This is a genomic window from Pedobacter polysacchareus (assembly GCF_019802255.1).
Taxonomy (GTDB): Bacteria; Bacteroidota; Bacteroidia; order Sphingobacteriales; family Sphingobacteriaceae; genus Pedobacter; species Pedobacter polysacchareus.
Window position 1 is genome coordinate 207,108 of record NZ_JAHYSS010000007.1, and the last position, 26,846, is coordinate 233,953.

General features: G+C 42.0%; 18 protein-coding genes. 3 read left to right on the plus strand and 15 right to left on the minus strand.

The features are described 5' to 3' along the window. Window positions 1-39 precede the first annotated feature (39 nt). The 4 genes from K7X70_RS21270 to K7X70_RS21285 form a co-directional block, all read right to left on the minus strand. Window positions 40-633 carry a hypothetical protein gene (locus tag K7X70_RS21270; RefSeq protein WP_222538936.1) on the minus strand — a complete coding sequence of 198 codons (594 nt, stop codon included), beginning with the start codon at window positions 631-633 and terminating at the stop codon, window positions 40-42. A gap of 78 nt (window positions 634-711) precedes the next feature. Then, a complete protein-coding gene (locus K7X70_RS21275; protein WP_222538937.1) occupies window positions 712-1,143 on the minus strand; it encodes a DoxX family protein in 432 nt (143 codons plus the stop codon). Window positions 1,144-1,190: 47 nt separating this feature from the next. Further along, window positions 1,191-1,796, minus strand: coding sequence for a TetR/AcrR family transcriptional regulator (locus tag K7X70_RS21280; RefSeq protein ID WP_222538938.1), 606 nt, complete (start codon window positions 1,794-1,796; stop codon window positions 1,191-1,193). 117 nt (window positions 1,797-1,913) lie between these two features. Further along, window positions 1,914-2,510, minus strand: coding sequence for an alpha-ketoglutarate-dependent dioxygenase AlkB family protein (locus K7X70_RS21285; RefSeq protein ID WP_222538939.1), 597 nt, complete (start codon window positions 2,508-2,510; stop codon window positions 1,914-1,916). A 291-nt stretch (window positions 2,511-2,801) separates the two neighbouring features. On the opposite strand from K7X70_RS21285, the gene K7X70_RS21290 reads away from it, so the two are divergent. Together K7X70_RS21290 and K7X70_RS21295 are read left to right on the plus strand one after the other, a co-directional pair. Further along, window positions 2,802-3,497 (plus strand): LytR/AlgR family response regulator transcription factor, encoded by a 696-nt coding sequence (locus K7X70_RS21290; RefSeq protein ID WP_222538940.1) that lies wholly within the window; start codon window positions 2,802-2,804, stop codon window positions 3,495-3,497. A 54-nt stretch (window positions 3,498-3,551) separates the two neighbouring features. After that, window positions 3,552-3,926 (plus strand): hypothetical protein, encoded by a 375-nt coding sequence (locus K7X70_RS21295; RefSeq protein WP_222538941.1) that lies wholly within the window; start codon window positions 3,552-3,554, stop codon window positions 3,924-3,926. A 22-nt stretch (window positions 3,927-3,948) separates the two neighbouring features. Here the strand turns inward: K7X70_RS21295 and K7X70_RS21300 are convergent, their stop codons facing one another. The 8 genes from K7X70_RS21300 to K7X70_RS21335 all read right to left on the minus strand — a co-directional run bounded on the left by K7X70_RS21300 (window position 3,949) and on the right by K7X70_RS21335 (window position 18,034). Continuing rightward, complete coding sequence (locus tag K7X70_RS21300; protein WP_222538942.1) at window positions 3,949-4,725, minus strand: DNA-formamidopyrimidine glycosylase family protein; 777 nt, start codon at window positions 4,723-4,725, stop codon at window positions 3,949-3,951. Window positions 4,726-4,861: 136 nt separating this feature from the next. Beyond that, the gene (locus K7X70_RS21305; RefSeq protein WP_222538943.1) at window positions 4,862-6,931 is read right to left on the minus strand and encodes a glycoside hydrolase family 2 protein; all 2,070 of its coding nucleotides are present in this window, start codon (window positions 6,929-6,931) and stop codon (window positions 4,862-4,864) included. A 15-nt stretch (window positions 6,932-6,946) separates the two neighbouring features. Beyond that, entirely contained in the window at window positions 6,947-8,386 is a 1,440-nt protein-coding gene (locus tag K7X70_RS21310) for an alpha-L-fucosidase (RefSeq protein ID WP_222538944.1), read from the minus strand. A 19-nt stretch (window positions 8,387-8,405) separates the two neighbouring features. Continuing rightward, window positions 8,406-8,609 carry a hypothetical protein gene (locus tag K7X70_RS21315; RefSeq protein WP_222538945.1) on the minus strand — a complete coding sequence of 68 codons (204 nt, stop codon included), beginning with the start codon at window positions 8,607-8,609 and terminating at the stop codon, window positions 8,406-8,408. A 67-nt stretch (window positions 8,610-8,676) separates the two neighbouring features. Continuing rightward, window positions 8,677-10,419 carry a RagB/SusD family nutrient uptake outer membrane protein gene (locus tag K7X70_RS21320; RefSeq protein ID WP_222538946.1) on the minus strand — a complete coding sequence of 581 codons (1,743 nt, stop codon included), beginning with the start codon at window positions 10,417-10,419 and terminating at the stop codon, window positions 8,677-8,679. A gap of 9 nt (window positions 10,420-10,428) precedes the next feature. Next, entirely contained in the window at window positions 10,429-13,479 is a 3,051-nt protein-coding gene (locus K7X70_RS21325; protein WP_222538947.1) for a SusC/RagA family TonB-linked outer membrane protein, read from the minus strand. Between the two features lie 25 nt (window positions 13,480-13,504). Beyond that, window positions 13,505-15,076: a RagB/SusD family nutrient uptake outer membrane protein gene (locus K7X70_RS21330; RefSeq protein ID WP_368388876.1), complete on the minus strand. Its 1,572-nt coding sequence runs from the start codon at window positions 15,074-15,076 to the stop codon at window positions 13,505-13,507. Window positions 15,077-15,163: 87 nt separating this feature from the next. Further along, window positions 15,164-18,034 carry a SusC/RagA family TonB-linked outer membrane protein gene (locus K7X70_RS21335; protein ID WP_222538949.1) on the minus strand — a complete coding sequence of 957 codons (2,871 nt, stop codon included), beginning with the start codon at window positions 18,032-18,034 and terminating at the stop codon, window positions 15,164-15,166. Window positions 18,035-18,404: 370 nt separating this feature from the next. Between K7X70_RS21335 and K7X70_RS21340 the strand changes: the two genes are divergently transcribed. Then, window positions 18,405-22,565: a hybrid sensor histidine kinase/response regulator transcription factor gene (locus K7X70_RS21340; protein WP_222538950.1), complete on the plus strand. Its 4,161-nt coding sequence runs from the start codon at window positions 18,405-18,407 to the stop codon at window positions 22,563-22,565. 72 nt (window positions 22,566-22,637) lie between these two features. Here the strand turns inward: K7X70_RS21340 and K7X70_RS21345 are convergent, their stop codons facing one another. The 3 genes from K7X70_RS21345 to dnaE all read right to left on the minus strand — a co-directional run bounded on the left by K7X70_RS21345 (window position 22,638) and on the right by dnaE (window position 26,845). Continuing rightward, the gene (locus tag K7X70_RS21345; protein ID WP_222538951.1) at window positions 22,638-23,036 is read right to left on the minus strand and encodes a PEGA domain-containing protein; all 399 of its coding nucleotides are present in this window, start codon (window positions 23,034-23,036) and stop codon (window positions 22,638-22,640) included. Window positions 23,037-23,285: 249 nt separating this feature from the next. Then, a complete protein-coding gene (nudK, locus tag K7X70_RS21350; protein ID WP_255607497.1) occupies window positions 23,286-23,891 on the minus strand; it encodes a GDP-mannose pyrophosphatase NudK in 606 nt (201 codons plus the stop codon). Window positions 23,892-23,902: 11 nt separating this feature from the next. Then, window positions 23,903-26,845 carry a DNA polymerase III subunit alpha gene (gene dnaE, locus K7X70_RS21355; protein ID WP_222538952.1) on the minus strand — a complete coding sequence of 981 codons (2,943 nt, stop codon included), beginning with the start codon at window positions 26,843-26,845 and terminating at the stop codon, window positions 23,903-23,905. Between the last annotated feature and the right edge of the window lies 1 nt (window position 26,846).

Below are 26,846 nucleotides of genomic sequence, written 5' to 3' on the forward strand. Positions count from 1 at the left end.
GTCAATATTTGTAATCAGGTTGTAAAACAAAAAGGCTATTTACAATAAAATTTTACTGCTCACCTCTTTATCTATGGTGATAAATCCTGGATATTTAATCAATGCACCGGCAACTTTAATACTCGGTCTGATTTTTAAAGTAAGTATTCCTTTTTTCTCTCCGCCGCCTTTATTTCCTTTAAGAAATTCTGTAATCTCTCCCATCACTTTGCTATTGGATACAAAAGGATAAATATTTGCCACCATATCTACAGGGACAACAGTTGATTTTCCTCCTTCTACCTTTACTTCCTGGTTTACAAAACCAGAAGCAATTTCTGCTTTATTGATCAGGATCTTATATTCAAATTCATTTATTGCAGCATTATTGGGAGTTGGATTTGTAATTTCAAGGTTTATGCGTGCTTTTAAAGGCACATCTCGCCTTAACAAGCCTAGTGCTAATCCAGGAAGACTGGCCAAATTAAGCTCCTGACCATTCAGCAACCGCTTCACATCTGTGCCTCCTAGAGAAATCTGATCAGCAGAAACTACTTTATAGGTGCATTTTTCCAGCGCTTTTATTTGCTGCCTGCTGACACTACAGCTTTGAAGGATAATCGCCGTTAGGCAAAGGATAATGATCTTTTTCATGATTTACTGTTCTTGTGTGTGACCTAGCTATAACGGATTATTCTGCCAATTGATATAAAAGACCTGCAGGATAAGTGTCTAACGTCTTCTTTTACTTTGGTTGCGGCTAATGAGGTGGTCAATGCTATATTTACCGCTTCCTGATACCAGTAGAAATAAGTAAACCAGCAAATAATGACAAGCCAGTTCTTTCTTTTCAAAAGGATCTGCTGCATGCACCATAAATATGGCGATCAGCATAGTTACTATTAAAGGGAGGACTGCCAATCTGGTTCCTACTCCAAACAGTAATAATATTGAGCAGAAAAATTCAGCAAAAACAGCGAGTGCCAGGGAAGCAGTTTGACCGATTCCTAAGAAATCCATAAATTCTATTGGGCCACCGGAGGTCAGGTATTGTAGTTTTGGATAACCATGTGTTAACATAAAAGCAGCGATGGCTACGCGCAAGACCAGCAACATAAAATGAATGCCCTCTTGATTAAAATTCGTGTTGAATAGTTTTCTCATTGACGTGGGTATGATTTAAAGGTGATAAGATGTATTAAAATTAAGAATTACTTCCTGTTTATGGAGATAATGAAGCCAGAAATTGCATCTTGAAGGATCATTTTCTTCGCTGCATCTGGTTTTCCTTCTTTTTGAATCATCTGAATAGAAACCAGGCCATGAAGAATAGACAAATAAGTATGGTATTTTAAAAAATAGTCAGTTTCAGGATGACTGCTTTCTTCGATTGCGGTTTTGATGGTAGAAATCATAATACCCGTAGCATTTTTCAGTTCTTCGATTTCGTTTACACGGTCGCAGGCCGGAATTCCTAAACCAAACATCAATTGATAATATTCCTTATGGTCAAATGCAAAATCCCAATAAGCATGTGCCATGGCTTCCAATTGCTCTGCAGGAATGGTATATTGGTCTTTAACTGTTTGCAAAGTGTCCGCCAGTTTCTGAAAACCTTCTTTGGTAAATTCTAAAAGAATCGCCTCTTTGTTTTCGAAGTGATTATAAATCACTGGAATGCTGTATTCTATGGCATCTGCAATTTTTCGGATAGATAAAGATTGCCAGCCGTCAGAAATGACCTGCTGCCATGCTGCTTCTAAAATACTAGCCCTGAATTCTTCCCTTTGTCTGATTTTACGCTCTGCAATTCCCATATCATGTATACTTTTGTTAACACCGTTAACAAAAGTAATGGGTAAATTATATTTACAAAACTCTTTCCGCTATTCTGACTTAAATACAACAATCAGCACAGGACCATATAGGGCGAGTTATTTATCCAGGATCAACCTAAAAGTCAGGTTGATTCTAGGCCCAGTTACTTTGACCGTTTTGGGCAGCCGATGCTCCCAATAACGCTGGGTTTCCCCTTTCATAATCAGCACACTCCCCGCAGTGAGGTCTATAGAAATGATTGGGAGTTTTTCTTTATACCTCCTGAATTGGAAAATTCTATGAGCACCAAAACTCACAGAAGCGATGAAAGGGTATCTCCCCAGGCTCTTTTCATTGTCTCTATGCCAACCCATACTGTCGCTCCCATCCCGATAATGGTTCAGCAAACACACATTAAATTTCACCTGATAACGCCTTTCAATCCTTTCCTTAATTGCTAATAAAGCCGCTGTCCAGGGTAAAGCATGCATGGTGATCCCAGAATAGCTATAGCTCAGCTCCGGATCCCCATAAAAGGCAGTAAACCGTGGCTGTAGAACAGTTTTACCAAAAATCTGGATCGGTTCCTGTTTCCAGCTGATGCCAGTAGTCAGTTCATCAAAAAACACATTACTTTCTTCTTCCGTAAAAAAACCTGGAAGGAACAACGCCTCTCCGGGAATGGGAAGAAGGTTTACATGATCTCCGTACATCGAGTATGATAAGCTAAATTTATTTAAAGATAGCTCATTTAAAATGATCTTTACCTAATAATGCAGATGGAAAACACCGAAGTATTTTAACCATCTGCAATTCTCCCCCCACTTATCCGCTCTAAAAAATCTTTCTGCTCTGATTGATTTAGTAAGACAAAATTAGATCGGTTTAATGCATGTAGAAAGCGAGAATAGGTAGAAAGGCATAATCAATCGTTAAACAAGCTAAAAAACACTTTCATTTTTTGATCATTTATAACTATTTTGAACAAGGTTAACTTAATGCTCATGAATTGCCTCATCGTTGACGATCATAAAATCGCCCGAACTACGCTCAAAAAACTGATCAGTCTGGACAGTTCGCTTACCCTTGCCGGGGAATGCAGCAATGCTGAAGAAGCTTATAATCAAATTATCAACCAGCCTATTGACCTCTTATTTCTGGACATTGAAATGCCCGGTATGACGGGAATGGAATTGGTAAAAAGCCTTGGAAAAAGCAGCCCGATGATTATTTTCACCACTTCGGAGCGGAACTATGCTGCCGATGCTTTTGACCTTAATGTGATTGATTTCATGATCAAACCAGTCAGTCCGGTCAGGTTTCTTCAATCCATGGAACGCTTGCGGGAGTTTGTAAAGACCAAAACATTCAGCACTGCTATCAGGGATAAAGATTATATTTTCATCAGGGATTCCAATACGATCAGAAGATTATCGCTCGACCAGGTTTTATTTCTGGAGGCACAGGGTGATTACGTACAAATATATGTCAGCGACCATACCTACCTCATTCATTCGACCTTGAAATCGGTAGTTGATAAGCTGCCCGACAATACTTTCCTTAGGGTTCACCGCTCTTTTATCGTTAATATCAGCAAAATAGATACCCTGGAAGGCAGCACTCTAGTCCTCGGTAAAAACTTCGTTCCTGTTTCCGATGCGTACCGTGCAGCCTTAAATAAACGCCTGCAAATTTTATAAATCAGGAACTGGCTTATTTTTTGCTTATAATAGTTAATTATCGCAACTCAACAAATGCCTCAACCTAACTCCTATACTGCTCCAGAATACGAATATATAGACCTCAGCTATATTGAAACCCTTAGCAATGGAGACTTAGCCTTTGAAAAAGAGATTGTAGAAATTTTTATTGATCAAATTCTCGAAGACCTCCATCTATTGAATACAAATTTCAATGAAGGCAATTTTAATCAACTGAAACAAAGTGCCCATTACATGCTGCCCAGTATTTCTATTCTTGGCTTAGAAAACAAGCTAAAAACAGAACTGGAAGCCTTGGATGCTTTAGATGCTCCTTATAAAATGCTAAAAAAACATGTGCATACCATTACCACGGTATGCCAAAAGGCGAGAAATGAAGCAATTTCCTTGGTGCATACGTTAAGTTAAGCAACCAGTCGGCAGCCTTAGCTCAATTGAAAAGCTGCTGTTCTGCTGTATAATAAGTTTTCCTCGCGCCGCTTTTATGAATGAGGATCTCTGCACCAGTTGGACTTTTGGGATTGTGCTGCGTATGAACTTTTAGAAAATCTCTGAACTCCCCGGTTATACTTGCAGGATGTACTTTTCTGATTTCTTTTACCGCATCTGTCAGCACTTTATGAATGGCATAATGTAAATCATTTACCTTTTCTTCAGGGATCTTTCCGGCAATAGAAAAGGGAGAAATCCTGGCTGTCCATAAGATCTCATCAGCATACGCATTGCCTATTCCTCTAATTTGCTGCTGGTCTAGTAATATCCCTTTAATAGCTGACTTTTTACCTTTTAAATGCTCCTTTAAAAACTCTGGTGTTACTTTTTCATCCAGTGCATCCGGTGCAGCTGCAAGCGCAGGATTCAAGGTTGGTGTTGCAATCTTTTGCGGATCTGACATCACTAAGCCCAGATCACCCTCAAAACACAGCGCTATAACCGGATATTTAATCGCATAAATTTCTTCAAAGAAATGCAATTGCCCCCTTAACATGAGGTGTAATGCCAGCACATCTTTTTCAAAGTTAAAATGAAGTTCCTTCCCGGATCGGGTCACAGATTTCAGTAGCTGACCATTCAGTACCTCCCTCAATTTTTCAGGAGTTACATTCAGTTTTTTATCATTAGGCACTTCTACTGTACTCAATTTTCTACCGGCAAAGGCTTCATTAAGGTTTGCACTGAATACTTCTAAATCTGGTAATTCTGGCATAATAAAAAGTTCAAAAATGAAAATACATTTATGGTGTTAAAACAAATTAAAACGATGATAGTTTGCGTTAACTCTTGTTCGGAACGGATTTCTAAAAAAACCTACCTGCAAGAACAGGTAGGTTTTTTATAGATAATTAAATCAGGCTCCAGTCTACCTGATCTTTTAGGTTGGTTTTACCGGCAACCGCCTCCACCTTATTTTTTCCCTTTTGAAGTTTCACATTTTCAAAGATGTAATGGACGCTGGTGGTCCCTTTTTTTACTCCAGTAACCTTCTTGCCATTTACCATTAATGTAGGTGTTCCTGTATTTGAATACACGGTCACTGTAGTTTTCGGATTTGTTCTTTTAATGAAGCGTCTACCTGCAATATAAACCATCGGTTCCGGGTTCCAATTTGCTTTATACCAGTAGAACGCATCTTTTTTCACCTTTCTATCGAAAGTCACCAACCCCTTCATATTTCTTGCAGGAACACTACCTCCATTTGCCGGTGGCACCGCAAAATCAAACATATTCCATACATAAGAAGCCGAGATATATGGGTGTTTTTCTATAATCCCCCATTGAATCTCATGAAATTTCTGCTGATAGGCTTCCGGCCATACTTGTCCGGATGGGTTCCCGCTTTCCCTGCTTACTTCTTCCTGCTGCGCTATATTTGCTTCCGTTCCATACTCCGATAAGACCATTCTATAGTCTGGGAACTTCTGCTCCAGTCCGGAAACCCATTGTTCCAAATCCCCAATCTTTCCTTCATACCAGCCATAATAGCGGTTCATTCCCTGAATGTCTGCATTTAAATTTGTTGGACGATCCATCTCTCCATAACCACTCACACTTACGGTATAACGATCCGGGTCTTCTGTTTTTGAAATATCATCTAAATCCCTGGTCAGCACCGCGGTATAATCATCAGGTGTTTTTCCATACACCTCATTATGAAGCCCCCAAACATAGATCGAAGGATGGTTATAATTCTGGCGGATCAATTCCCGAAGCTGTGATTGGGCATTTCCAGCTTCCTTTGTAGATACTGCGTTGACGAAGGGAATTTCTGCCCAGATCACGAATCCCATGCTGTCACATTTCGAATAAAGGTATTCTGATTGCTGATAATGAGCAAAGCGGATGGAAGTAGTTCCCATTTCTTTGATATCCTCCAAATCCGCAGCATGCTGTGCATTAGACAGCGCATTTCCTTCATCTTGTTTATCCTGATGTCTGCAAACCCCTAATAATCGGTAGGGCTGGTCGTTCAGGTAAAAACCTTTTCCGGGTTTCATCTCAAATTTACGCAGTCCCAATGGCTGTGTAACTTCATCAATGATTCCTTTTTCGTCGGCTAAGCGTACCACCAACTGATACAGATAGGGATCTTTTATCCCTTGCCAAAGGTGTGGGTCTGACATCGTCAGCTGTTGATTAAACAGCTGTTCCCCTTGTCTGGAAACCAGGATTTTTTCTGATGTCTGTTTCACCATTTTACCTGTGGCATCATAAATAATGGTAGATAGGCTCAGTTTAGCTGCCGCAGCTTCTGATTTATTTTCCAGCTTTACCTTTACTTTTATCCCTGCTGATTTAGCCGATACATCCTGCTGAGTAATGTACACACCAGGTGAAGCAAAGTCAGTCACCGCAATGTTCACATTATTGGTAATGATCAGCGCTACCGGACGATAAATCCCTCCATAAATTGGGAACAAGCGGTTGTTAATTGGGATCACATCCTCCCGCTCTTCATTATTCACTTTTACTTCAATTTTATTCTTTTCCCCATACTTGAGGGCATAGGAAATGTCGAAAACAAAGGCAGAATAGGAACCTTTATGTTCACCAATATATCTGTCATTTACATATAAACGTGCTACAGATCCGACACCTTCAAAACGCATAAACACACGTTTCCCTTTCCAGTCTGCAGCAGCGAGAAGTTCTTTCTGATAGCTGGCATCACCTGCATAAAAGCCATTTCCGTCCTGTATATCCTGGTTGTTCCAGGTATGTGGAATCGTTACACTTTTCCATTTCAGATCTGTCAATGCAGCATCTCTCCGGTTTGCATCTTTCTTAAATTGCCAGTCGTTATTGATGTTAATCACCTGTCTTACGGGCTTAGTTTGCGACCTTACTGTGGCACTGAACAACATCATCAATGCCATTGCCAGGAACAGTGGTCTTCCAGGTTTCCTCCTTATCATATTCGTATTTCGTTTTTAAATTTTAGCTTTCTCGTATTTTGTCCCTTTATTGTCTTCTTGCTTTGCGGTCTCCAGTACAATGACAAAAGGCTGCTGGTGCGCGCTCTTTTTCAGGTGTAAAAAATATTCATTGCTGCTGATCTCTTCCGGAAGGAAAGTTTCCTGAGCATCTGCCAGTAGGTAAGCTTTGCTGATCGTTGTTTTTGCAGGGGTCTTTACCCTCAAAGCACCGGAAACAGGCAGGTTAAATACCAGCATATAAATTTGATCGGAACCATTCTTTTTGGTAAAATAACCCCAGTCCTGCTTGTCATAAGCAGCATAACCACAATTATAAATGGCCTCCTGATTCACCTTCATCCAATCTCCAATCTGCCTAGCGAGTGTTAATTCTTCCTTACGGATAGCTCCATCGCCCTGAGGACCAAAATTGAGGACAAAATTTCCGCCCAGAGAAACACATTTCGCAGTCATTTCCAGCAGTTCATTGGTCGTTTTAATGTGCCCATTCCAGGCGCTATTATAGCCCCATTGGTTTTCAGGAACGGTCATCACACAATCCCAGTCATTGCCATGCACATCTTCAATTTTATTAGGAATTTTACGTTCCCAGCCTTGCTCATAATCTCCCATTAATAAGCCGTTGGAATCAAAATGACGTTTCCCATTTTCATCTGCCCTGAAGCGACTGCCAATGATCAAGCCCGGACGGAGTTTGCGCATTTCCGTTTCCAGTTCATCAGCAAAAGCAGCTTGTTTTACCCAGGATTTATCCCAGGTGCCATCAAACCAAAGTCCTTTTGCTTTCGGATAATTCGTCAGTAATTCCAACAGCTGGTTGCGGGTAAACTTCTTAAAACGCTCAAAAGCGATGCTATCCTCCTTTGTCTTGATATCATAGCGCCAATCCGGGTGGCTCCAATCCATCACAGAGAAATATAAAATCACGTCTATTCCTTCTTTATCATAAGCCTCTACTACTGCTTTCAGGATGTCCTTTTTATAAGGGGAATTGGCCACGGTATACTTGCTGTACTTACTTGGCCACATACAAAAACCATCGTGGTGTTTTGTGGTAAAGGTGACATACTTCGCACCCATATGTTTCGCTGATTTCGCCCATGCAGTCGCATCAAATGCAGTAGGATTAAACTTGTAAATCAGGGAATCATAAGTAGAATTAGGAATCCCATTCCAGGAACGGATCCATTCCGCAGCACCATTATAGGCCTTTCCATTCCACTCTCCACCTGGAATGGCATAAAGGCCCCAGTGGATAAACTGTCCTAAGCCGTAGCCACGCCATTTTTCCATGGCCGCATCCGTCCGCTTTCCTTCCCTATGAGAACCATGTAGTAAATTAATCTTTTCTTTTGGACTCGTTTGTTGTGCCATTAGGGGCTGCAAACTCATCAATGCTGCAAGGCCTAATCCTGCAATCAATAATTTTTTCATTGTTTCGGTTTTGTGTATTCTAGTTTTGGCAGGTAATTACTTTGGTGACGATGCTCTCAAAGCTAAATCCTATGAAAAAGCCCTTACTGAGCACGTTTCCAGGACTTCCCGACTGCCCAAATGCAGCCTGAACCCCGGTTAACAAGCATACGATGATCAACTTTTTTTGTAACGATCGCCTTAAATCAGGATAGATGCAGGGCATTTTTTGGTGGTTCATCATCTTTTTGGTTATTAAAAGGGGTTCAGGGATTGCAGGTGTTCAGCTGTCAGCACTAATTTATAGTTTTTTACCAACCTGGATTCTGAATTAACAGGTTGTTCTTGTTCACTTCTTTCAATGGAATCGGCTGGTAATACATTTGCGGACTATTAAATTTCCTCGTTTCAAACACAATGCGGGCTCCAGTAAAGGTGCTACCGGTTTTTGTCCAGCGCATTCCGCCCATTGGGCCATTCAATACCTCTTCTGCCACCTTCCATCTGTAAATATCAAACAGGCGATGTCCTTCTTCATTCGCAAATTCAATGCGTCGTTCATGGCGAATGACCTTACGCATCTGCTCTTTATTTAAACCTGTTGCCAAGGCATAAGGCATCAAGCCAGCGCGCTTACGAACCGCTTCAACCGCCGCATACACTTCAGAATTCGGCCCCTGGTACTCATTTAAGGCTTCCGCATACCCTAACAAGATATCTGCATATCTAGATACCACCAACCCAATCTGACTGGTTACTCCAAAATTACCGCCTGCATTTTCATTGCAGAATCTTCTCCACAGGTATCCGGTAACGGTATTATATGGGGCAGTACTCATCCCATCGCCGGGTGCCTGCATGTATAAATCAACTGGTTTCTTCGTTAAGCTGGTTCTGTCGAGCCACAGCGATTGGTTGTATAAAATAGAATACCCGAATCTTGGATCACGATTTAAATAAGGGGCAGTTTCCATATATCCTGATCCAGCTTCGGTAATCAATTTACCATTGGCCATTCCGTAATCGTCAACCAATTGCTGTGTAGGATTTCCATAATTCTGTCCACCTCTGGAAGCTGGTAAAAAATACTGCTCATAAAAGCGGCCGGTATTCATCATGATCTGAAAAATATACTCCGAATTTTTACGCTGGATGCCCATATCATAATAACCATATCCCGGCGCCGTGGTATTGTCCTCCACCAGGTGGTAAATCCCCAGGTCCATCACTGTCTTTGCTGCATCAGCTGCTTTCTTCCAGCGATTCGCATCCGGATTTCCATAACCAAGCAGCTCTTTTACAGGTCCTGAATTCGGATTACTTTCATTGTAAAGCGGACTGGCCACCAACAGCAGCAATTTGGCTTTAATGGCCAATACTGCACCTCTGGTTGGACGTCCAAAATCTTCCGGCGGATAGTCCAGTGATAAGATTGGTGTCACTCCATCCAGTTCTTTTTCGATGTAATCTACGGTAGCTGCGAAAGTACTTCTTGGCAGCATAAAATTATCCTCCAGGTCATACTTAGCATCTCCCAAAAGAGGGACACCACCAAAAGTTCTCAGCAAATGATAATAAGCGAAGGCCCTTAAAAATCTGGATTCTGCTTTAAGCCTGGTTTTCTTTGCGGCAGAAAGTGGTGCCCTATCGATATTAAATAAAAACACATTCACCCTTCTCACCATGGCATAACAGGTGGTCCAGGTAGCTAAGCTAAAGGCGTTATCCGATCCACCAGCAACGTTGGCCATGTTGTAACCCTGAGAAAAACCACTGGACCAGCGTGCTTCCCCATCATCTGTGGCGTCTGAGAAAGCCCAGATTCCACCGCCGCCAGTTCCATTCTGCATAAAATAGGTTTTATTGAGCTCTCCATATACCGAGTTTAAAAACTGTATACTCAGCGCACTATCGGCAAATACAGTTTGTTCGTTGATCTGCCCGATATCTGTGGGATCAAGGAAACCTTTATCAGATGCTTTCTTACATCCTGTGCTCCATACTGTCAGTACTAAACCTGCAGTGATCAACATATATTTAACTAAATTCTTCATGCTTTCTTCTTAAAATGTTACTTGTAAACCAAAATTGATGATCTTCATCTGAGGATAATTTTGATAAGCTTCTACACTTCCACGTTTCGATTCAGGATCTACATCATAGATTTTCAGCTTATTAAAGGTCAGCAGATTTAACCCGTTGGCATAAAACCTGATGTCTTTCAACTTTAAACGCTGTGTAAAAGGCTTAGGTAAATGGTAACCGAGTTCTACATTTTTCAGTCGGAGGTAATCCGCAGGCCTCAGCCAGAATGTGGAAGCATCAAAGCTTACCCCGCCCAACCTTGGATATTCCGCATTATCCCTGTTCTCTGGTGTCCAGCGTTTCAGGTGAATTGCTGCAGGAATCCCATTCACATTTCCAATTTGCAAAAGTGTATTCGAGCTAACGCTGCTTCTGGAAGCCCCTTGCAGTAAGAATGAAAAGTCAAAATCTTTAAAAGTAAAACCTGCAGAGAAGCCATAAGTTAACTCTGGCACTTCCGGTTTACCGATCGCGGTGATGTCATTTCCATCAATGATCCCATCTCCGTTCACATCTTCATATTTTAAATCTCCCGGCTTCACAGTTTTCCCGAGTACTTTCGGGCTATTGGCGATATCTGCCTCATCATAATAGAAACCCTGGGAAACATAGCCAAACAGCTGCCCCACCGGACGTCCGGTTTTCTTTAAATTTGGCGCCACACCATCCGGTTCATCGCGGAAAAGAATCTTATTTCTGGCGAAAGAAGCATTGGCACGGATGAAGTACATAAAATGATCATTAACAGCATTTCGGTGATTAACTTCCAGCTCAAACCCTTTATTACTCACCCTACCCAGATTTACCGGAGGAAGTGTTAATCCAGAATAGGCAGGAACAGTTTCCCTTTTGGTCAGGATATCATAACGCAAGTGATCAAAATAGTCGGCTGTAATCTCCAGCTTGCTATCGAACAGCTTCATGTCCATACCAATATTCATCTTGTGTTCCTTTTCCCAGCGCACATCTAAATTAGCGAGCGTTCCAGGAGTTACTTTGGGTTGCCCGGTAGGACTTTCCCCGAAATAATAACCATCAGCTGCCACTGTATATATTTCTTCATATAAGTATCTGTTTCCTTCTACCTCATCACTTCCTACGGTACCGTAAGAACCTCTGATTTTTAGGTAATTGATTACTTTTACATGTTTCTTAAAGAAAGGCTCTTCACTGATGTTCCATCCGCCGGAGATTGCCGGGAAGAATCCGTACCTATTTTTAGATTTAAAGCGATCGGAACCGTTATATCCTGCATTAAACTCTACTAAATAGCGTGATTTGAAATCATAACCTGCTCTTCCAGCATAGCCCTGGAATTTTGCAGGAGCATTTGCGCCTTCAATGTCAAGGGTACGATTGGTGAGGACCAAACCATATACATTATGACTACCGAATTTCCTGTTGTAGTTCAGAATTCCCTGGAAATTCACACGTCTGAAGGGAACAGTATAAGAACTGGCTTTCACCAAAGGCTCAATTCGCAGTAGTTCAGGATACACCGGATCTAACACATCGGATCCGGGAACCAAAGAATATACCGGAAAACGACCCCTGGTGAGCTCTCTCGCAAATCCAGATTTATTGGTATAGGCCACCACCCCTTTTACAGCCAAACCTTCCGTCAGGAAGTTCAGCTTATGGTCTGCACTTAAATTCAGGTTCAGGTCGTTGCTATAATTTCTTTTATAACCACCATATTCCAGAGCCCCCACCGGGTTTAATGATCCTGCTTTTATACCGCCATAACTGCCATCGGCATTTTTAACCGGATATACCCAAGGACCAAGTAATCCACTGGAAATCCTGCGCCAGAAAGGTAAGGCACCACCTGCCATTGGATCTGGCAGATTGGGCTCGTTGATTTCACTGAAACGTGTAGAAAGGTCTAACTTCAGACTTAAGTTTTTATTCACGTCTAAATCCACGTTAGAGCGGATGTTATAGCGTTTCAAGTAGTAATTGTTATCAAAATCCTCTTTTCTGCTCAGCTCTTTCAGGATCCCATTTTGAAAGATGGAACCTGCAGAAATAAAATAGCGAAGCGTGCTGGTACCTCCATTGATGTCAATATTATTGCGTTGCTGCAGGGCTGATTTTTTCATCACCTCATCATACCAATTCACATTTGGATAACGAAAAGGATCATCACCAAGACGGAAATGTTCTAATGCTTCATCGCTCACCAAACCAGGATAAGCGACATTCGGATCCTGACCTGCATTGATGGCCTGTTCTTTTAACAATTGCAGGGACTGGTAAGAATCGAGTGATTTCCTCAGGATGGTAGGCATCTGTAAGCCTGCTTCAGTACGAAAAGTAATTACTGCAGGTCCTTCTTTCCCCCTTCGTGTGGTGATCACAATGACTCCATTTGCTCCTTTAATTCCATAAATTGCCGTCGTTGCTGCATCTTTTAAAATAGAAAGACTTTCTACTTCATTTGGATCCAGCTGATTGAGCTGATCATATTGAAATTCCACATCATCCACAATGACCAGTGGTCTGTTGGTATTCCCGGCAAAAGAACTGATTCCTCTGATGTAGATATTCGCCGCATCCTTACCTGGCTGTCCGCTGGTCTGCTGCTGAAATAAACCAGGCAATCTACCGGCCAGGGAGTTCTGGAGACTTGCCGCCGGACTTTGGCGCAATTCCTTTCCACTAATCGTAGAGATGGCACCACTGCTGTTGATCTTCTTTTGTTTACCATAACCAACTACCACCACCTCATTCATCTGGGAATTGTTTTCCTCTAGTTTTACATTGATGCGGTGGCTGTTTCCTATCGCGATCGTTTGCGGCACATAGCCGATCATGCTGACCGTAACTTGTTTGCTGTTAATTTTTATACTGAAAGTACCGTTATTATTGGTAAAAGTACCGTTTTTAGGGTTTGCTGTTTCTGTGACCGTTGCATTAGGAATCGGGCCGCCATCCTGATCGGTCACCTTTCCCGTCACTGTGATCTGCTGTGCAAAGGCTATCGTGCCCAGGCAAAGTATCAGGCATAAAAGAATTATTTTTCTCATTATTTCTAGGTTTGTTGGAGGAGAGTTAATAGGTATATCCTGGATTTTGAGTCATATTTGGATTGGTCTGGATCTCTGAATAAGGGATTGGGAACAGGTAGTTTTTCGAAATATCGAACACGGAAGGTGCAATATCCAATACGGTGTAACTGAATGTAGCGTCCGCATTTTTTACGATGTTCATTCCTTTTACCGGGCTGTTCATCACCTGTCCGGCGATTTTCCACCTTCTGATGTCCCAGAAACGCTGCTCTTCAAAAGCCATTTCAATGCGTCGTTCATTCCTGATGAGTATGCGCAGCTGATCCTGACTAATCGAGGCTGAGATGCCATAACGGTTATCCGCACCAGCACTTACACCAGCACGTTTCCTGATCGCAATGATCGCATCTACTGCTTCATTGAGCGGCCCGCTTGCTTCATTCAAAGCTTCTGCATAGTTCAACAGTATTTCTGCGTAGCGGAATAGGATCACATGGTGATTCTGATTACTATACGTACCCGAACTTTCAAACTTGCCCATAAACTTGCGCAGGTAATACCCTGTTTTTGTTTGCGTTCTGCTGCCTCCCGGACGGTCTTTACCCCCGTTGAAAGTCTCCACCGGCCTGTTTAACCATTTAGTGGTATTGTACATGATCGTGGCTGCAAACCTGTTGTCTCTATTGACATAAGGGTTTGAAGGATCATAACTTGAACCTGCATCTGCAGGCAGTTTGCCATTCTTCATCAGAAAAGCATCTACCAGATTCTGCGAAGGACTGGTATTTCCAGTACCCTCAGTATATCCAATCGGCCCATTGTACAGCTCTACTGTCTGACTTTGCGCCTGTTCTTTCATGAAAATAATCTCGCTATGCTTTACTGAATTGAACAATGCAATAAAATCGGTCCCCAGACTGTAATTCCCCAATGTCATCACGTCTTTTGCGGCATTTGCAGCCGCAGTCCAACGCTGTATATCTCCATTAGGGTTCCACAGCGGACTGGCGCGATACAGCAATACCCTGGATTTTAAAGCCAATGCCGCCCCTTTATTTGCGCGTCCGATATTCTGATCTACCACAACTGCAGGAAGCAATAAATCTTTTACCGCTTCAATTTCTGAAAGGATATAATCATAGCATTCATCTGCTGTGTTTCTTTTGAGGTTGAGGTTGTCGTTTAGGCCATAAACTTTATCGCCTAACAGGGGAACTCCTCCCCAGCGTTTCAACAGTTCGAAATAGAAATAAGCACGAAGGAATCTCGCTTCAGCTCTCCATTGCACTTTCAAAGCTGCAGTAGTAGGTACTACGTCGATTTTACTCAGGAAAATATTCGCCCTGCGGATTCCTGTATAATTTTTCAGCCATTGGTTGTCAATCACATTCTGACCAGAAAGCAGGCCTGTTCTAAAGCCCTCTACAATACTACCATCTTGTGAAGACACCGCATCATCGGTTCCAGCATCCAGGAAGGCAGTCAGCAGACGGTTATAACCATCAGGCAATTGCAGATAAGTACCATTTAGAAATTGCTTTGCATAATCTGCATTTTTATCGATCTCATCGAAGACCAGGTCTTCATGGATTCTTTCCAGTGGTTCTAATTCCACTGATTTTGAGCAGGAAGCCAAAAGGAAAACCAGGCTAAATCCTGTAATTATATGTTTTACATTCTTCATTACTGTTCTTTCGTAGGGTTAAAATTGTAGGTTGATGCCAAGATTGAATACACGCTGGTTTGGATAATCCCAGGCTATTACCTCAGGATCTACCCTATCCAGACCAGTGAAAGTGAGCAGATTGGTTCCATTCACAAAGATTCTGGCCCGGTCGATTTTCACAAAGCTGATCCAGCGCTGCGGCAGTGAATAAGCCAGTTCCGCATTTTTCAGGCGGAGATAGCTGCCATTTTTCAGCCAGAAAGAAGAAGGGCGCTGGTTGTTCACATTGGTACCTACGGTTAAGCGTGGATAGGTCGCTGTTGCTGCGGTTTCTGGTGTCCAGCGATCCAGGTGATGGGTAAAAGCTTGTCCATAACCGCCTACGCCCACCGATTGGAATTCATAAGTACCGGCACCCATTACATATACATTTCTATTGGTTACGGCATTCCAAACCATAGAAAATTCAAAGCCTTTATAATTAAAGCCCGCAGTTAATCCGTAAAAAACCATCGGTTTGGTACTGCCTAATGCCTGTTCATCGAATACATTGATCACGCCATCCCCATTCAGGTCTTTATACTTAATGTCACCTGGTACCGCTTTATAGCCATCAATTTTTGCGGAGTTGTCGATTTCGGCCTGGTTATTAAAGAAACCATCAGCTACCATTCCGAAAGGTTGTCCGACTGGTAATCCTGTTCTTTTCATCCAATCGTAAGGTCTGATCACCTCATCTATAAAGTCTATCCTGCTTTTACTAAAGGAAACATTGGCATTTACAAACCAGTTTACATGACCAGTTTTCTCGAAAAAACCTGCTGTTAGTTCTACACCGCTATACGTTCTCTTTCCTATATTTTCATCTGGTCTGGTATTGCCCAGAATGGCACTTGCATTAGTCCCGCGCTGCTGCAGCAGGTCTGAATACTTATTTTGATAATATTCTGCACTGAACTGCAATTTATTTTGGAAAGCTGCGATGTCTAAGCCCAGATTCAGTTGATGGACACTTTCCCAGGTAATATTTGGATTGGCCAATTGTGCCTCTACCATAGAACTATTGTTGGTTGCCGGAGATCCAAAATACACACTGCCAGAACTATTGTAAAACTGGTCATAGACGAAGTAACCAGCACCGGAATTGTCGCCGCTCTTCCCATAACTTGCTCTAATTTTAAGCTGATTTAAAGCGGTCATGGATTTCAGGAAATCTTCTTTTGAGAGGTCCCATCCCAAGCCTGCAGCAGGAAAAAATCCCCATTGGTGGTTCTTTGGATACCTGTTCATTCCCATATAGGAACTCACTAGTTCTACAAAATACTTTTTGCTGTAATTGTATTGAAATCTGCCAGCAATGGCATTGTTGTTCAGACTTAAATCTGATCCGGTGATCAGGTGATCACTATTAAAATTCAGGGAAGCATTGATTTCATGTTTTCCAAAAACCTGGTCGTAGCCCGCCAGCATTTCCGCATAAATCTGCCTGTTCGTCAACTCTATGGTAGAGCTGTTATTTTGTGAACCATCTGTTCCATATTTATTGATGATGGGCTTACCAGCAGGGTTAGCCAGGTACTCATACACTGCAAAAGACTTGCTCCTGTTGATCAGCTCGGAATAATAGGTATTAAATGAGCCTTTTCCTTTGATGTACAAGCCATCTAATACCCCATCTAACTTTTGTTTTAAACTCAGGTCTACACCAAGGTTACGGTTATAGCTAGGGCGATAACCAGAACCAACTACCTGTCCGTACAGGTTGTAACCGAATTGTTGATTTCCTCCAAAAGAGCCATCAGGATTCAATACGGGATAGGCATTATTTGGCGTTCTCAATAAACTGGAATAGATCAGATCTGATCCTCTAATCCCACTTAGGTTCGCATCTAATGCCCCTGGCTCGTTACCATTTCTGATCCTGCCAAAAATATTCAGTGACAGCAATAGGTTTTTAGTCAGATCCGCATCAATATTCGTTCTGAATCCATAGCGTTTATAGGAATTATTCGTTTCATAATTATTTCTTTTTGCATCAGATACAAAGAAGCCATCCTGGTTCAGGTAATCCAGGTCCACGAAGTAACGTGCCGTTTTATTTCCCCCTGAAAAGTTGAGGTTATACCTTTGCATCGCTGCTTTCTTCTTTAAAATGGTACCATACCAATCTACATTTGGGTAAGCAATCGGGTCTGAACCATTGCGGTATTTTTCGATCGCTTCTGCCGTATAAATCGGCTGTTTGCCATCATTTACCAAAGCCTCATTAAAAAGTGTCGAATAGTCCGCAGCATTCAGGAATGAAGGGGTATTGAGCTGCTTCTGAATGGCCGTTTGTGCAGTAAAAGAGATTTTTCTCGGTGCAATACTCCCTCTTTTTGTTTCAATCAGGATCACTCCATTACCACCTCTCATACCATACATCGCCGTACCCAGGGCATCTTTCAATACAGATACTGAAGCAATTTGCTCCGGATCCACATTGGTTAGATTTCTCGGTACTCCATCTACCAATACCAATGGCGTCCGCCCTCTCAAAGTAATCGATGGTGCATCATCGCCCGGTTTAGCAGAAGTTTGATTGATGTAAAGACCAGCGAATTTACCGTACAATCCAGCTTCTATCTGTGAAACAGGGAAGCTGAGTAATTCATTTCCGCTGATCACGGCCTGCGACTGTAAGATCTGGTCTTTGCGCTGTGTCCCAAACAATACCGGCAGCTGAGCAGTTGGAAGTTGGTAGCCATAAGAACTTTTTACCGCCTTTCGAGCAGAGTCATTTAGCGCTTTCTTATTGAAAGTGCTGTCCTGGGCTTGTGCGAATGCGCGCTGATGAACGCTTGCTGCAGTAAAGCAGAGGATACACAATCCCAAATTTTTAAATGAATAGCGTAGTTTTTCTTTCATATATATGGTGTTAGGTTTAGGCGGGAGATAGGTTTGCATCACTCAAAAAAGAGCATGCTACAGCGGTGGGTTACGCAAGGATGAAAGATCCCCTCGCTGCTGCTACCACACAGCGCGCGAAGGGTAATCCAACCTAAACGTATTTTTATTATTTGCTGATCAAAAGAAATCTGGGGGTTAAAAGAAGGTTTTTCATAGTTTGGTTTATGCTTTTTGGTTAAACCAAAGCTGTAGGAATATTATTTTTTAAAAGATGATTATTCTAAAAGAAAGGGTAGAAAAATCAAAAACCAGGGGGGAATAAGGATGAATAATCAGATATTCATGGCTTTAAATACTAACCATTCATAAACTCGGGGGAGGAAAAATCATGATATTCATTAAAAGGAGCTTTTGCATGGCATTGCTTTCCTTTCTTGTTTTATTACCGGCTATAGTCTGCGCTCAGCAGCAACTTCGTTTTGGCAACCTGACCCTGGAACAAGGCCTATCCCAAAACTCCGTCATGACGATCAGTCAGGACCGGCAGCAGTTACTTTGGTTTGGTACCAAACATGGATTGAACCGCTATGATGGTTACCAGTTCAAAGTCTATAAAAACAATCCTAAAGACACAAATAGTATTTCCAGTGATGAGATTACCGCCACACTCAGCGATTCAAAAGGGATACTTTGGGTGGGAACAGTGAACGGCCTAAACAGGTATGATGCAAAAAAAGATAACTTTCAACGGATATTTTATCAGCCGAAAAACAAAAAAGGACTGAGTAGTAACAGCATAGAACATATTTATGAAGACCCGCAAGGGAACATATGGGTGGGGACTTTACGTGGTGCAAACCTGCTGACAAACCGGAATAAAAATGAGTTTCAGACTTTTCTATTTAAAGATGACCAGAACAACCGTGGAATCAACAATATCTATTCCATCATCCGACAAAAAGATGGAGCAGTTTGGCTGGCTACTTTAAACGGATTAGTCCGCATGAACCTAACGCCAGGAAAATTCAGCTATGAGGCTTTTCACTATAAAGGCGGTAAACCCGGAACCATCAGCTCCAATTACATCACCAGTCTGCAAGTCGATAAACAACAAAATTTATGGGTGGGCACCGACAATGGTTTGAACCTTTTTCAGCCGGACAGTAGATCCTTCCTTACCTATAAACATAACGAAAACAGCAACTCCATTGTCCACAACGACATCAGAGAAATTATGCTGAACAGAGATGGTACCTTATGGATTGGGACTCAGGAAGGTTTGAGTATCCTGGATCCACAGCAAAAAACCTTTAGTAATTATCTCCATGATCCGGAGAAAAAAGGCAGTTTAAGCCATAATTCCATACATAGTATTTATCAGGACCGCAACAATAGCATTTGGATCGGCACCTTTTATGGCGGTGTAAATATCATTCATCCTTTTGCTACACAATTCCATGCCTCCAAAAACAGTCGGTTAAGGCCAAGTATCAGCAGTAATATTGTCAGTTCCATTGTAGAAGATACACAGCATAACCTATGGATTGGAACAGAAGGAGGTGGTTTAAACTATTTCAACCGCAGCAATAACACCTATACTGCTTATAAAATCAATCTGAATGACAAAGCCGGACTAACCTCCAACCTTATCAAAACCATTTGCAAAGACAAAGCAGGAAATTTACTCATCGGCACTCACCATGGGGGATTAAACTTTTTCAACACAGTTAGTAAGACCTTTCAGCACATTGTCAATATTAAGGACAGTAGCAATACAGCAAGTACAGCCGAAATTATCGCCATCTCCGCTGCCAGCGACCAAAATATCTGGGTAGGCACCTACAGTGGCCTTAACTTACTGAAAACAGTAAATGGCCACTATGAAACTCAGACCCGTAAAAGTCCGGTAGAAAGTAAACTACAAAATAAAAGGATCCAATTCCTTTATGAGGATCGCGACAAAAACCTATGGATAGGCACACAGGCCGGTTTACATGCTTATCACCTGAGTACAAAAAAACTACGCTCCTTCTTTAAAGACAAGGGGAATGCTGATCAACTACAGTCGGACTATATCAATTGCATCGTACAAATTTCCAATGGAAATCTGGCTATAGGCACCTACTTTGGTGGACTGAGCATTTACAATCCGAAAAGCGGGAAATTCAAAACCTACACGGAGAAAGAAGGCCTTTCCAATAATAATGTGCTGGGTATCATTGAAGACGAGCAGCGTAATTTATGGATCAGTACCGATCATGGCTTATCCAAATTCGATCCGAAAACACAGACTTTCAGGATCTATACCAAAAGTGATGGTCTTGCAGGGAACGATTTCAATGTCAGGTCTTACTTTAAAGACAGCGCCGGTGAACTTTTCTTTGGTGGCTACAACGGCCTTACGTCATTCTTTCCAGCGGAAATAGAAATCAACAGCCAAACCAACCCGATCATTTTTACCGGCCTGAAATTATTCAATAAACCCGTGACTGTAGATGGCCCTGATCAGCTGTTAAAAGAAGACATCAGCAGCAGTAAAAGCATTACTTTTGGACACGACCAAAACCACTTCACCATCGGCTTTGCCCTTTTAAACTATATCAAACCGGATAAAAACAGGTATTCCTATAAACTGGAGAGCTATGATGAAGAATGGAATGAGGTCAGCAACCCTTTTGCGACCTATACTAATTTACCTTCCGGAACTTATACCTTTCTGGTCAAAGGCAAAAATAATGATGGGACACCTGGCGGCAGTGTGGCCAGTATAGACATCCATATCCTGCCCCCTATTTGGGCCAGTTGGTGGGCTTATTGCATATATGCGCTCATCATTTCTATTATTTTATTCCTAAGTGTACGCTATCTGATCATTCGGGCTTTACTCAAAAGATCGGAAGACATTCAGCAGATGAAGCTGAGTTTCTTCACCAATATATCCCATGAAATCAGGACACCATTGACCCTCATTCTTGGGCCTTTAGAAAACCTATTGAAAAGTACGGAAGGCCAGTATGACCTCCACAAGCAAGTGCTGCCCATTAAAAATAATGCCGACAGGCTGATGCGTCTGATTACCGAACTCATGGATTTTAGAAAAGCTGATTCCGGCTATCTAAAGTTAAATATCAGTCCCGAAAACATCGTCAGTTTCAGTAAAGAGATCTTCTATGCTTTTCAGCACCTCGCCATCAGCAGGAATATCCGCTATACATTTAACAGTACTGACGATCCTATTCTCCTATATTTTGATAAAGTACAGATGGAAAAGGTATTGTTCAACCTGCTCAGTAATGCTTTTAAATTTACAGATGATGAAGGCAGCATCTCTCTTTCTATTGATGATCAAGGCGATGCTGTGGAAATCAAAATCCGCGACAATGGAAAAGGGATTCCTTATGAGAGTCAGAATAAATTATTCAGCAATTTTTTCCAGGTAGATGAGCAAGGCTCGAATCACATCGGATCCGGGATAGGACTGGCACTTTCTAAAAGTGTAGTGGAGGCACATCATGGAAAAATTGGGATTGAAAGTAATGTGGCCACCGCTGTAAAAGCAGGCGACACTTGTTTTACCGTAAAACTGAAAAAGGGTAAAGCCCATTTCAAAGCGGATCAGCTTCAGGAAAATCAAGTCCATGATTATTCGATTTCCTCCTTTGCGGATGCTCCTGCAGCTAGTGCTACAACTGCTGCTCAGACTAGCACTATAGCTGAAAACAACCGGCAAATGGAAAGTAATGAGCTATCCCCTTCCGGAACAGAAAAATCAACCTTAAGTGCTAAAGAAACTGTATTAATTGTAGAAGACAACCCAGAAATCAGAGATTTGATTGCTAATCTAATGAAGCCGCAATATCAGGTAGAAGAAAGCGTAAATGGACTAAAAGGCTGGGAAGCAGCTATAGAATTACTCCCAGACCTGATCATCTGCGACATTATGATGCCGGTGATGGATGGTTTAGAATTGTGCAGAAGGTTAAAAACAGATGAGCGCACCAGCCATATCCCGGTGATTTTACTTACTGCCCGATCTTCCCATATCCATCAGGTTAGTGGTCTGGAAACTGGCGCAGATGTTTATGTAACAAAACCTTTCAGCACTGCCCTGCTCGAGTTAAATGTTAGAAACTTACTGCAGTCCAGAGCAATGATGCGTCAGAAATACGCCCAGCAGGTCATCTTACAGCCCCAAAATATTGTAATTGGCGCTACAGATCAGGCATTCATGGAAAAAGTCATGGCTTATATTGAGGCTAATCTGGCAGATCAGGAGGTTGGTGTTCCGGAATTGGCGATTGAAGTAGGCATGAGTCAGCCGATATTGTATAAAAAGATACGGGCCATCACAGATTTATCAGTCAATGATTTTATTAAAACCATCCGACTGAAAAAAGCAGCGCAGCTGCTGGAACATAAAGTATATACGATATCGGAAATCTCCTACCTGGTGGGTTTCAATGATCCTAAATATTTCAGCAGAGAGTTTAAGAAACAATATGGAGTTACGCCAAGGGTATTTATCCAGAACTTACACGATAGTCCATAAAAAAAAGTTGAACTGGAGTATCTCCAGCTTCAACTTTTTAAAGCTCCCCCGGTTAGGGAATGCAATTATTTTTTAGTTCGCTTTAGCTGTTTCTTTAGCTTCTTTTGCTGGCGTTAACTTTACATCAATCACTTTAGGATCATATTTCATCATTGCTCCTGTAGCGGCATCGATACCCCAGCCAATAATACCGAATAAGTTTAAAATTGCCACTGGATTAAAGGTAGTAGCAGGCTGTAAGAATTTTGCTTCATAACCGTCTTTTTTCAAGCTTACTGTTTGACCGGTAAAGCCTCTTTTAAGTCTAACGGCTGCTGGAGTTACTCCTGCAGAGATGCCATCTACTTCAATATCTGCTCCCGGAGGCGTAGATTGGATTTGAACGGTCTGCTTTGAACCTGTAAAGATAGTCGCGCAGCTAGAGAAAAGTAAAGTCACTGATAATGCTGAAATAGATAGAATTTTTTTCACTTTGTGTGGTTAGTTTGTTTCCTACTCTTATGGCCTTTCGGTATCGCCCCGTTTTTTATTCTGTTTACTAGACTACAGATATCTTTAATCCAAGAAACAAACACGAATATCATCGCCTTATTCCTTTAGAATTTTAATTTGCAGTAAACAAAAACAGTTTGAAAGAGCGTATTTGAGAAAGCAGCATTAATATTCATTGCGAAACTAACAACATTATCTCATAAAAGGAGTAAAAAATTTAAATATTAATTACAGCAGCTGATGCAGTCTGACATATTGCAGTAACATTATGGTTTTGGCGTCTTTAATCTCTCCGGTTTCCATCATTTTCATGGCTTCTTCTATATCGAGTTCCAATACTTCAATATTTTCCTCTTCATGCTCTAGTCCGCCCCCTTCATTCACTTTCATCGACTGGTTATATTCTGCCAGGAAGAAATAAAGAATTTCGGTCACTGAGCCCGGCGACATATACGCTTCAAAAACCTTTTTTACTTCTGTAATCTGGTAACCGGTTTCTTCTTCAGTTTCTCTTTTGATACAATCTTCCGGATTATCGGTATCCAGCAATCCAGCACAGGCTTCAATTAACATTCCAGACGCATTGCCATTTAAAAAAGTAGGCAGGCGAAACTGTCTGGTCAGGATCACTTTACGCAGTTCCTTGTTGTATAATAAAATCACTGCACCATTCCCCCTATCATAGGCTTCTCTGCTCTGCACCTGCTTGCTGCCATCTTTTTTCAAGTATTCATAGGTGATTTTTCGCAGCGTGTACCAGTTGTCGGAAAGCAGTTCTGTTTCCAGGATCTTCACATCATTAATCATAGGTAATTCGTTATAGGCTGAGTCCAAATCTACATCTTTCAGGCCATTACCGGATTGCCAACAATGGGTAATTTTGCAAATTTGATCACCTCCACACTGGGGAAACCAAAATCGGAAACTACCTTTCCCAGGATCAGGTAACACCCTGTCCCTCTAAAGGGATAAACAGGCGTAGTGGTTGGGAAATGTGTCGTATCAAAGAAATTTCCGGCAGCATCCAGAAAGGTTCCGAACCACATTTTCTTATTGTTTTTCATCTGAACTGTTTTCTCACAGACATACTGTCCCACCATTTTGACTGTTTTTCCAATATGCTGTGTCAGGTCGGCGGTACAAAGATCTCCGCGATAGCTGGTCTGCAATAAATCAAACAAAGACAGGCTGATTGGAAAGCCCAGCAGCTCCAGCTCATGGTAAGCATCTTCCAATAAGGTATTGAGGAGCACAGGCAGCTCATAATGTTTTGCCGGAATCTCAAACAATTCTGCCCCCTGAACCGGCCGGATTTTACTACCTAATAAAGAGTGTACCTCCCAAAGCAGCACTTTTTTACTTTTGCCGGTAAAGCGCAGCGCACCTACACGAATCAGAATAATTGCCTGCTCTAAACCTATTTCTGTCCGTTTCAGCAGATCTTCCAGTCCGAGGTAATCCCCATTACGTTTTCTTTCCTCAGGAATCAAAGTGATGAACTTATTTTCCAGCCCCTGGATGCCAATAAAACCAAGGTATGCGGCTATTCCATTGATGGAAACCCCTTCCGAACTATGATTTACACAAGGGAGATGAATTTCCGCGCCTGCTTTTTTCAGCTCATGCACATACAGCCATCTGGAATAAAAGCCCCCATAATTATTGAGCACGCCTACCATAAACTCTCTCGGAAAATATGTTTTTAAGTATAGGCTCTGGTAACTTTCTACGGCAAAACTTGCAGAATGTGCTTTAGAAAAACTATAGCCGGCAAAAGATGATACTTGTCGCCATACCTCTTTAGTGACCTCTTCTGCTCTTCCCAAAGCTTTAGAACCCTCCATAAACTTCTCTACCAGTTTATCAAATTCCGTTCTGGAACGGTATTTCCCACTCATTCCTCTTCTCAGAATATCGGCGTCAGTACCATCCATTCCGGCATAATGAATACATACTTTAATCACATCTTCCTGGTAAACCATTACGCCAAAAGTATCCCCCAGCGTCTCTTCCATTACCGGATGCAGGTATTTCACATTTTTAGGATCGTGGTAACTCTGGATATACGTTTTCATCATGCCCGACTGTGCCACTCCCGGTCGGATAATAGAACTTGCGGCCACAAGTGTCCTATAGTTTTCACAGCGCAGCTTCGTCAGCAATTGCCGCATGGCGGGAGATTCGATATAGAAACAGCCGATCGTATTCCCGGTTTGCAGGCGGGCATTGAGTTTCGGATCCTCCATAAAGGTTTTCACCTGATGCACATCAATTTTTCGCTGCAGGTTTTCCTCCACCAAACGTACCGCTTCTTTGATATGCCCAATCCCCCGCTGACTCAGGATATCATATTTATCAAAACCTATTTTCTCGGCTTCATACATATCCCATTGTACGGTAGGCATCCCTTTTGGCGGTAAATCCAATGCAGTATAATAGGTAATTGCCTCTTCCGAAATCAGCACCCCTCCCGCATGAATAGAACGCTGATTCGGCATATCTGCCATCATCGCATACGCAGCCATGATCTTTTTAAAAGTAGGATGGTCCTGATTGGCGATCAGCTGTGTACGGTCGGTAAAGCTGTCGATCTCTGCTTTAGGTAAGCCCATTACCTTTCCTATTTCCCGGATCACACTCCGATCTTTGAAAGTAGACATCGTGCCCAACAATGCAGTATGTTCTTTTCCATACCGCTTAAAGATATAATCCTGCACATCTTCCCTTTCATCCCAGGAATAATCAATGTCAAAATCCGGAGGAGAGGTGCGCTGTGCATTCAGGAAACGTTCAAAATAAAGGTCCAGCTCAATCGGATCTACATCTGTAATCTGCAGGCAATAGGCCACCGTACTATTGGCACCAGAACCGCGGCCTACATGGTAATATCCTTTCGCCATAGAATAGCGGATAATGTCCCAGGTAATCAAAAAATAAGCACAGAAATCCAGGTCGTAGATTACTTTGAGCTCTTCCTTCACCTTATTTAAAGCCTCGCGGTTATTTTTGCCATAACGGAACACCAATCCTTCCATGGCCAGCTTATAGAGCAAGGCTCTGTCGTCCTCTTTTTTTCCTGTAAAAGTTCTCCTGTTCAGGTTAACACGCCCTTTCGGATAATCCATGACACAGGTATTCATCAGGTTTCGGGTATTATCGAGGATAAAAGCATATTTATTAAAACGGCTTTCCAATGCTCCCGGAGGAAGGAACATATCCGTATTTCTACATTTATCATCTGGTTCTACCCTACTTAATAAGACATTCAGGTCTATTCCTCGAAGGTATTCATGCAAACGATACTCCAGTTTATCGGCTACAAATACCGGCTGCAGGGCCAATAGTTTATCTTTTATCGCGGTCAGATCTTTCTGGTACAACAGCGGAAGTTCTTCAAAATGAATGCCCAGGTATTCATTGGCTTTCAGCGGTTCTGCATAGCTATAGGGATAAATGATATAGGCATGCTGCATTTCCGGAACAGTATCCGGCAAAGCTTTTTCCTCCAGGTTATGCATCGTTAAAAAATCATTCAGCTCCTTCATTCCCTCTTTATTCCTGGCAATGCCGATATAAAGCAGTTTTTTATCCCGTCGGAATTCTATTCCTCCAATAGGCTTAATCCCTTTTTCATCACAGACACGGATGAATTCCATGATGCCGGTAGAATTATTAATATCGGTGAGCACCAATTGAGTGATGCCCAGGGATACCGCTTCTGCGATCAATTTAGGAATAGACATCGTTCCGTAACGCAGGCTATATTGAGAATGAACATTCAAATACATG

What these genes read in the sequence shown, in the direction of transcription:
- K7X70_RS21310 (WP_222538944.1), bottom strand. Translation starts at nt 8,386, where the DNA reads ATGAAAAAATTATTGATTGCAGGATTAGGCCTTGCAGCATTGATGAGT.
- K7X70_RS21275 (WP_222538937.1), bottom strand. Translation starts at nt 1,143, where the DNA reads ATGAGAAAACTATTCAACACGAATTTTAATCAAGAGGGCATTCATTTT.
- K7X70_RS21290 (WP_222538940.1), top strand. Translation starts at nt 2,802, where the DNA reads ATGAATTGCCTCATCGTTGACGATCATAAAATCGCCCGAACTACGCTC.
- K7X70_RS21285 (WP_222538939.1), bottom strand. Translation starts at nt 2,510, where the DNA reads ATGTACGGAGATCATGTAAACCTTCTTCCCATTCCCGGAGAGGCGTTG.
- K7X70_RS21295 (WP_222538941.1), top strand. Translation starts at nt 3,552, where the DNA reads ATGCCTCAACCTAACTCCTATACTGCTCCAGAATACGAATATATAGAC.
- K7X70_RS21325 (WP_222538947.1), bottom strand. Translation starts at nt 13,479, where the DNA reads ATGAGAAAAATAATTCTTTTATGCCTGATACTTTGCCTGGGCACGATA.
- K7X70_RS21270 (WP_222538936.1), bottom strand. Translation starts at nt 633, where the DNA reads ATGAAAAAGATCATTATCCTTTGCCTAACGGCGATTATCCTTCAAAGC.
- K7X70_RS21315 (WP_222538945.1), bottom strand. Translation starts at nt 8,609, where the DNA reads ATGATGAACCACCAAAAAATGCCCTGCATCTATCCTGATTTAAGGCGA.
- K7X70_RS21305 (WP_222538943.1), bottom strand. Translation starts at nt 6,931, where the DNA reads ATGATAAGGAGGAAACCTGGAAGACCACTGTTCCTGGCAATGGCATTG.
- dnaE (WP_222538952.1), bottom strand. Translation starts at nt 26,845, where the DNA reads ATGTATTTGAATGTTCATTCTCAATATAGCCTGCGTTACGGAACGATG.
- K7X70_RS21280 (WP_222538938.1), bottom strand. Translation starts at nt 1,796, where the DNA reads ATGGGAATTGCAGAGCGTAAAATCAGACAAAGGGAAGAATTCAGGGCT.
- K7X70_RS21335 (WP_222538949.1), bottom strand. Translation starts at nt 18,034, where the DNA reads ATGAAAGAAAAACTACGCTATTCATTTAAAAATTTGGGATTGTGTATC.
- K7X70_RS21320 (WP_222538946.1), bottom strand. Translation starts at nt 10,419, where the DNA reads ATGAAGAATTTAGTTAAATATATGTTGATCACTGCAGGTTTAGTACTG.
- K7X70_RS21300 (WP_222538942.1), bottom strand. Translation starts at nt 4,725, where the DNA reads ATGCCAGAATTACCAGATTTAGAAGTATTCAGTGCAAACCTTAATGAA.
- K7X70_RS21340 (WP_222538950.1), top strand. Translation starts at nt 18,405, where the DNA reads ATGATATTCATTAAAAGGAGCTTTTGCATGGCATTGCTTTCCTTTCTT.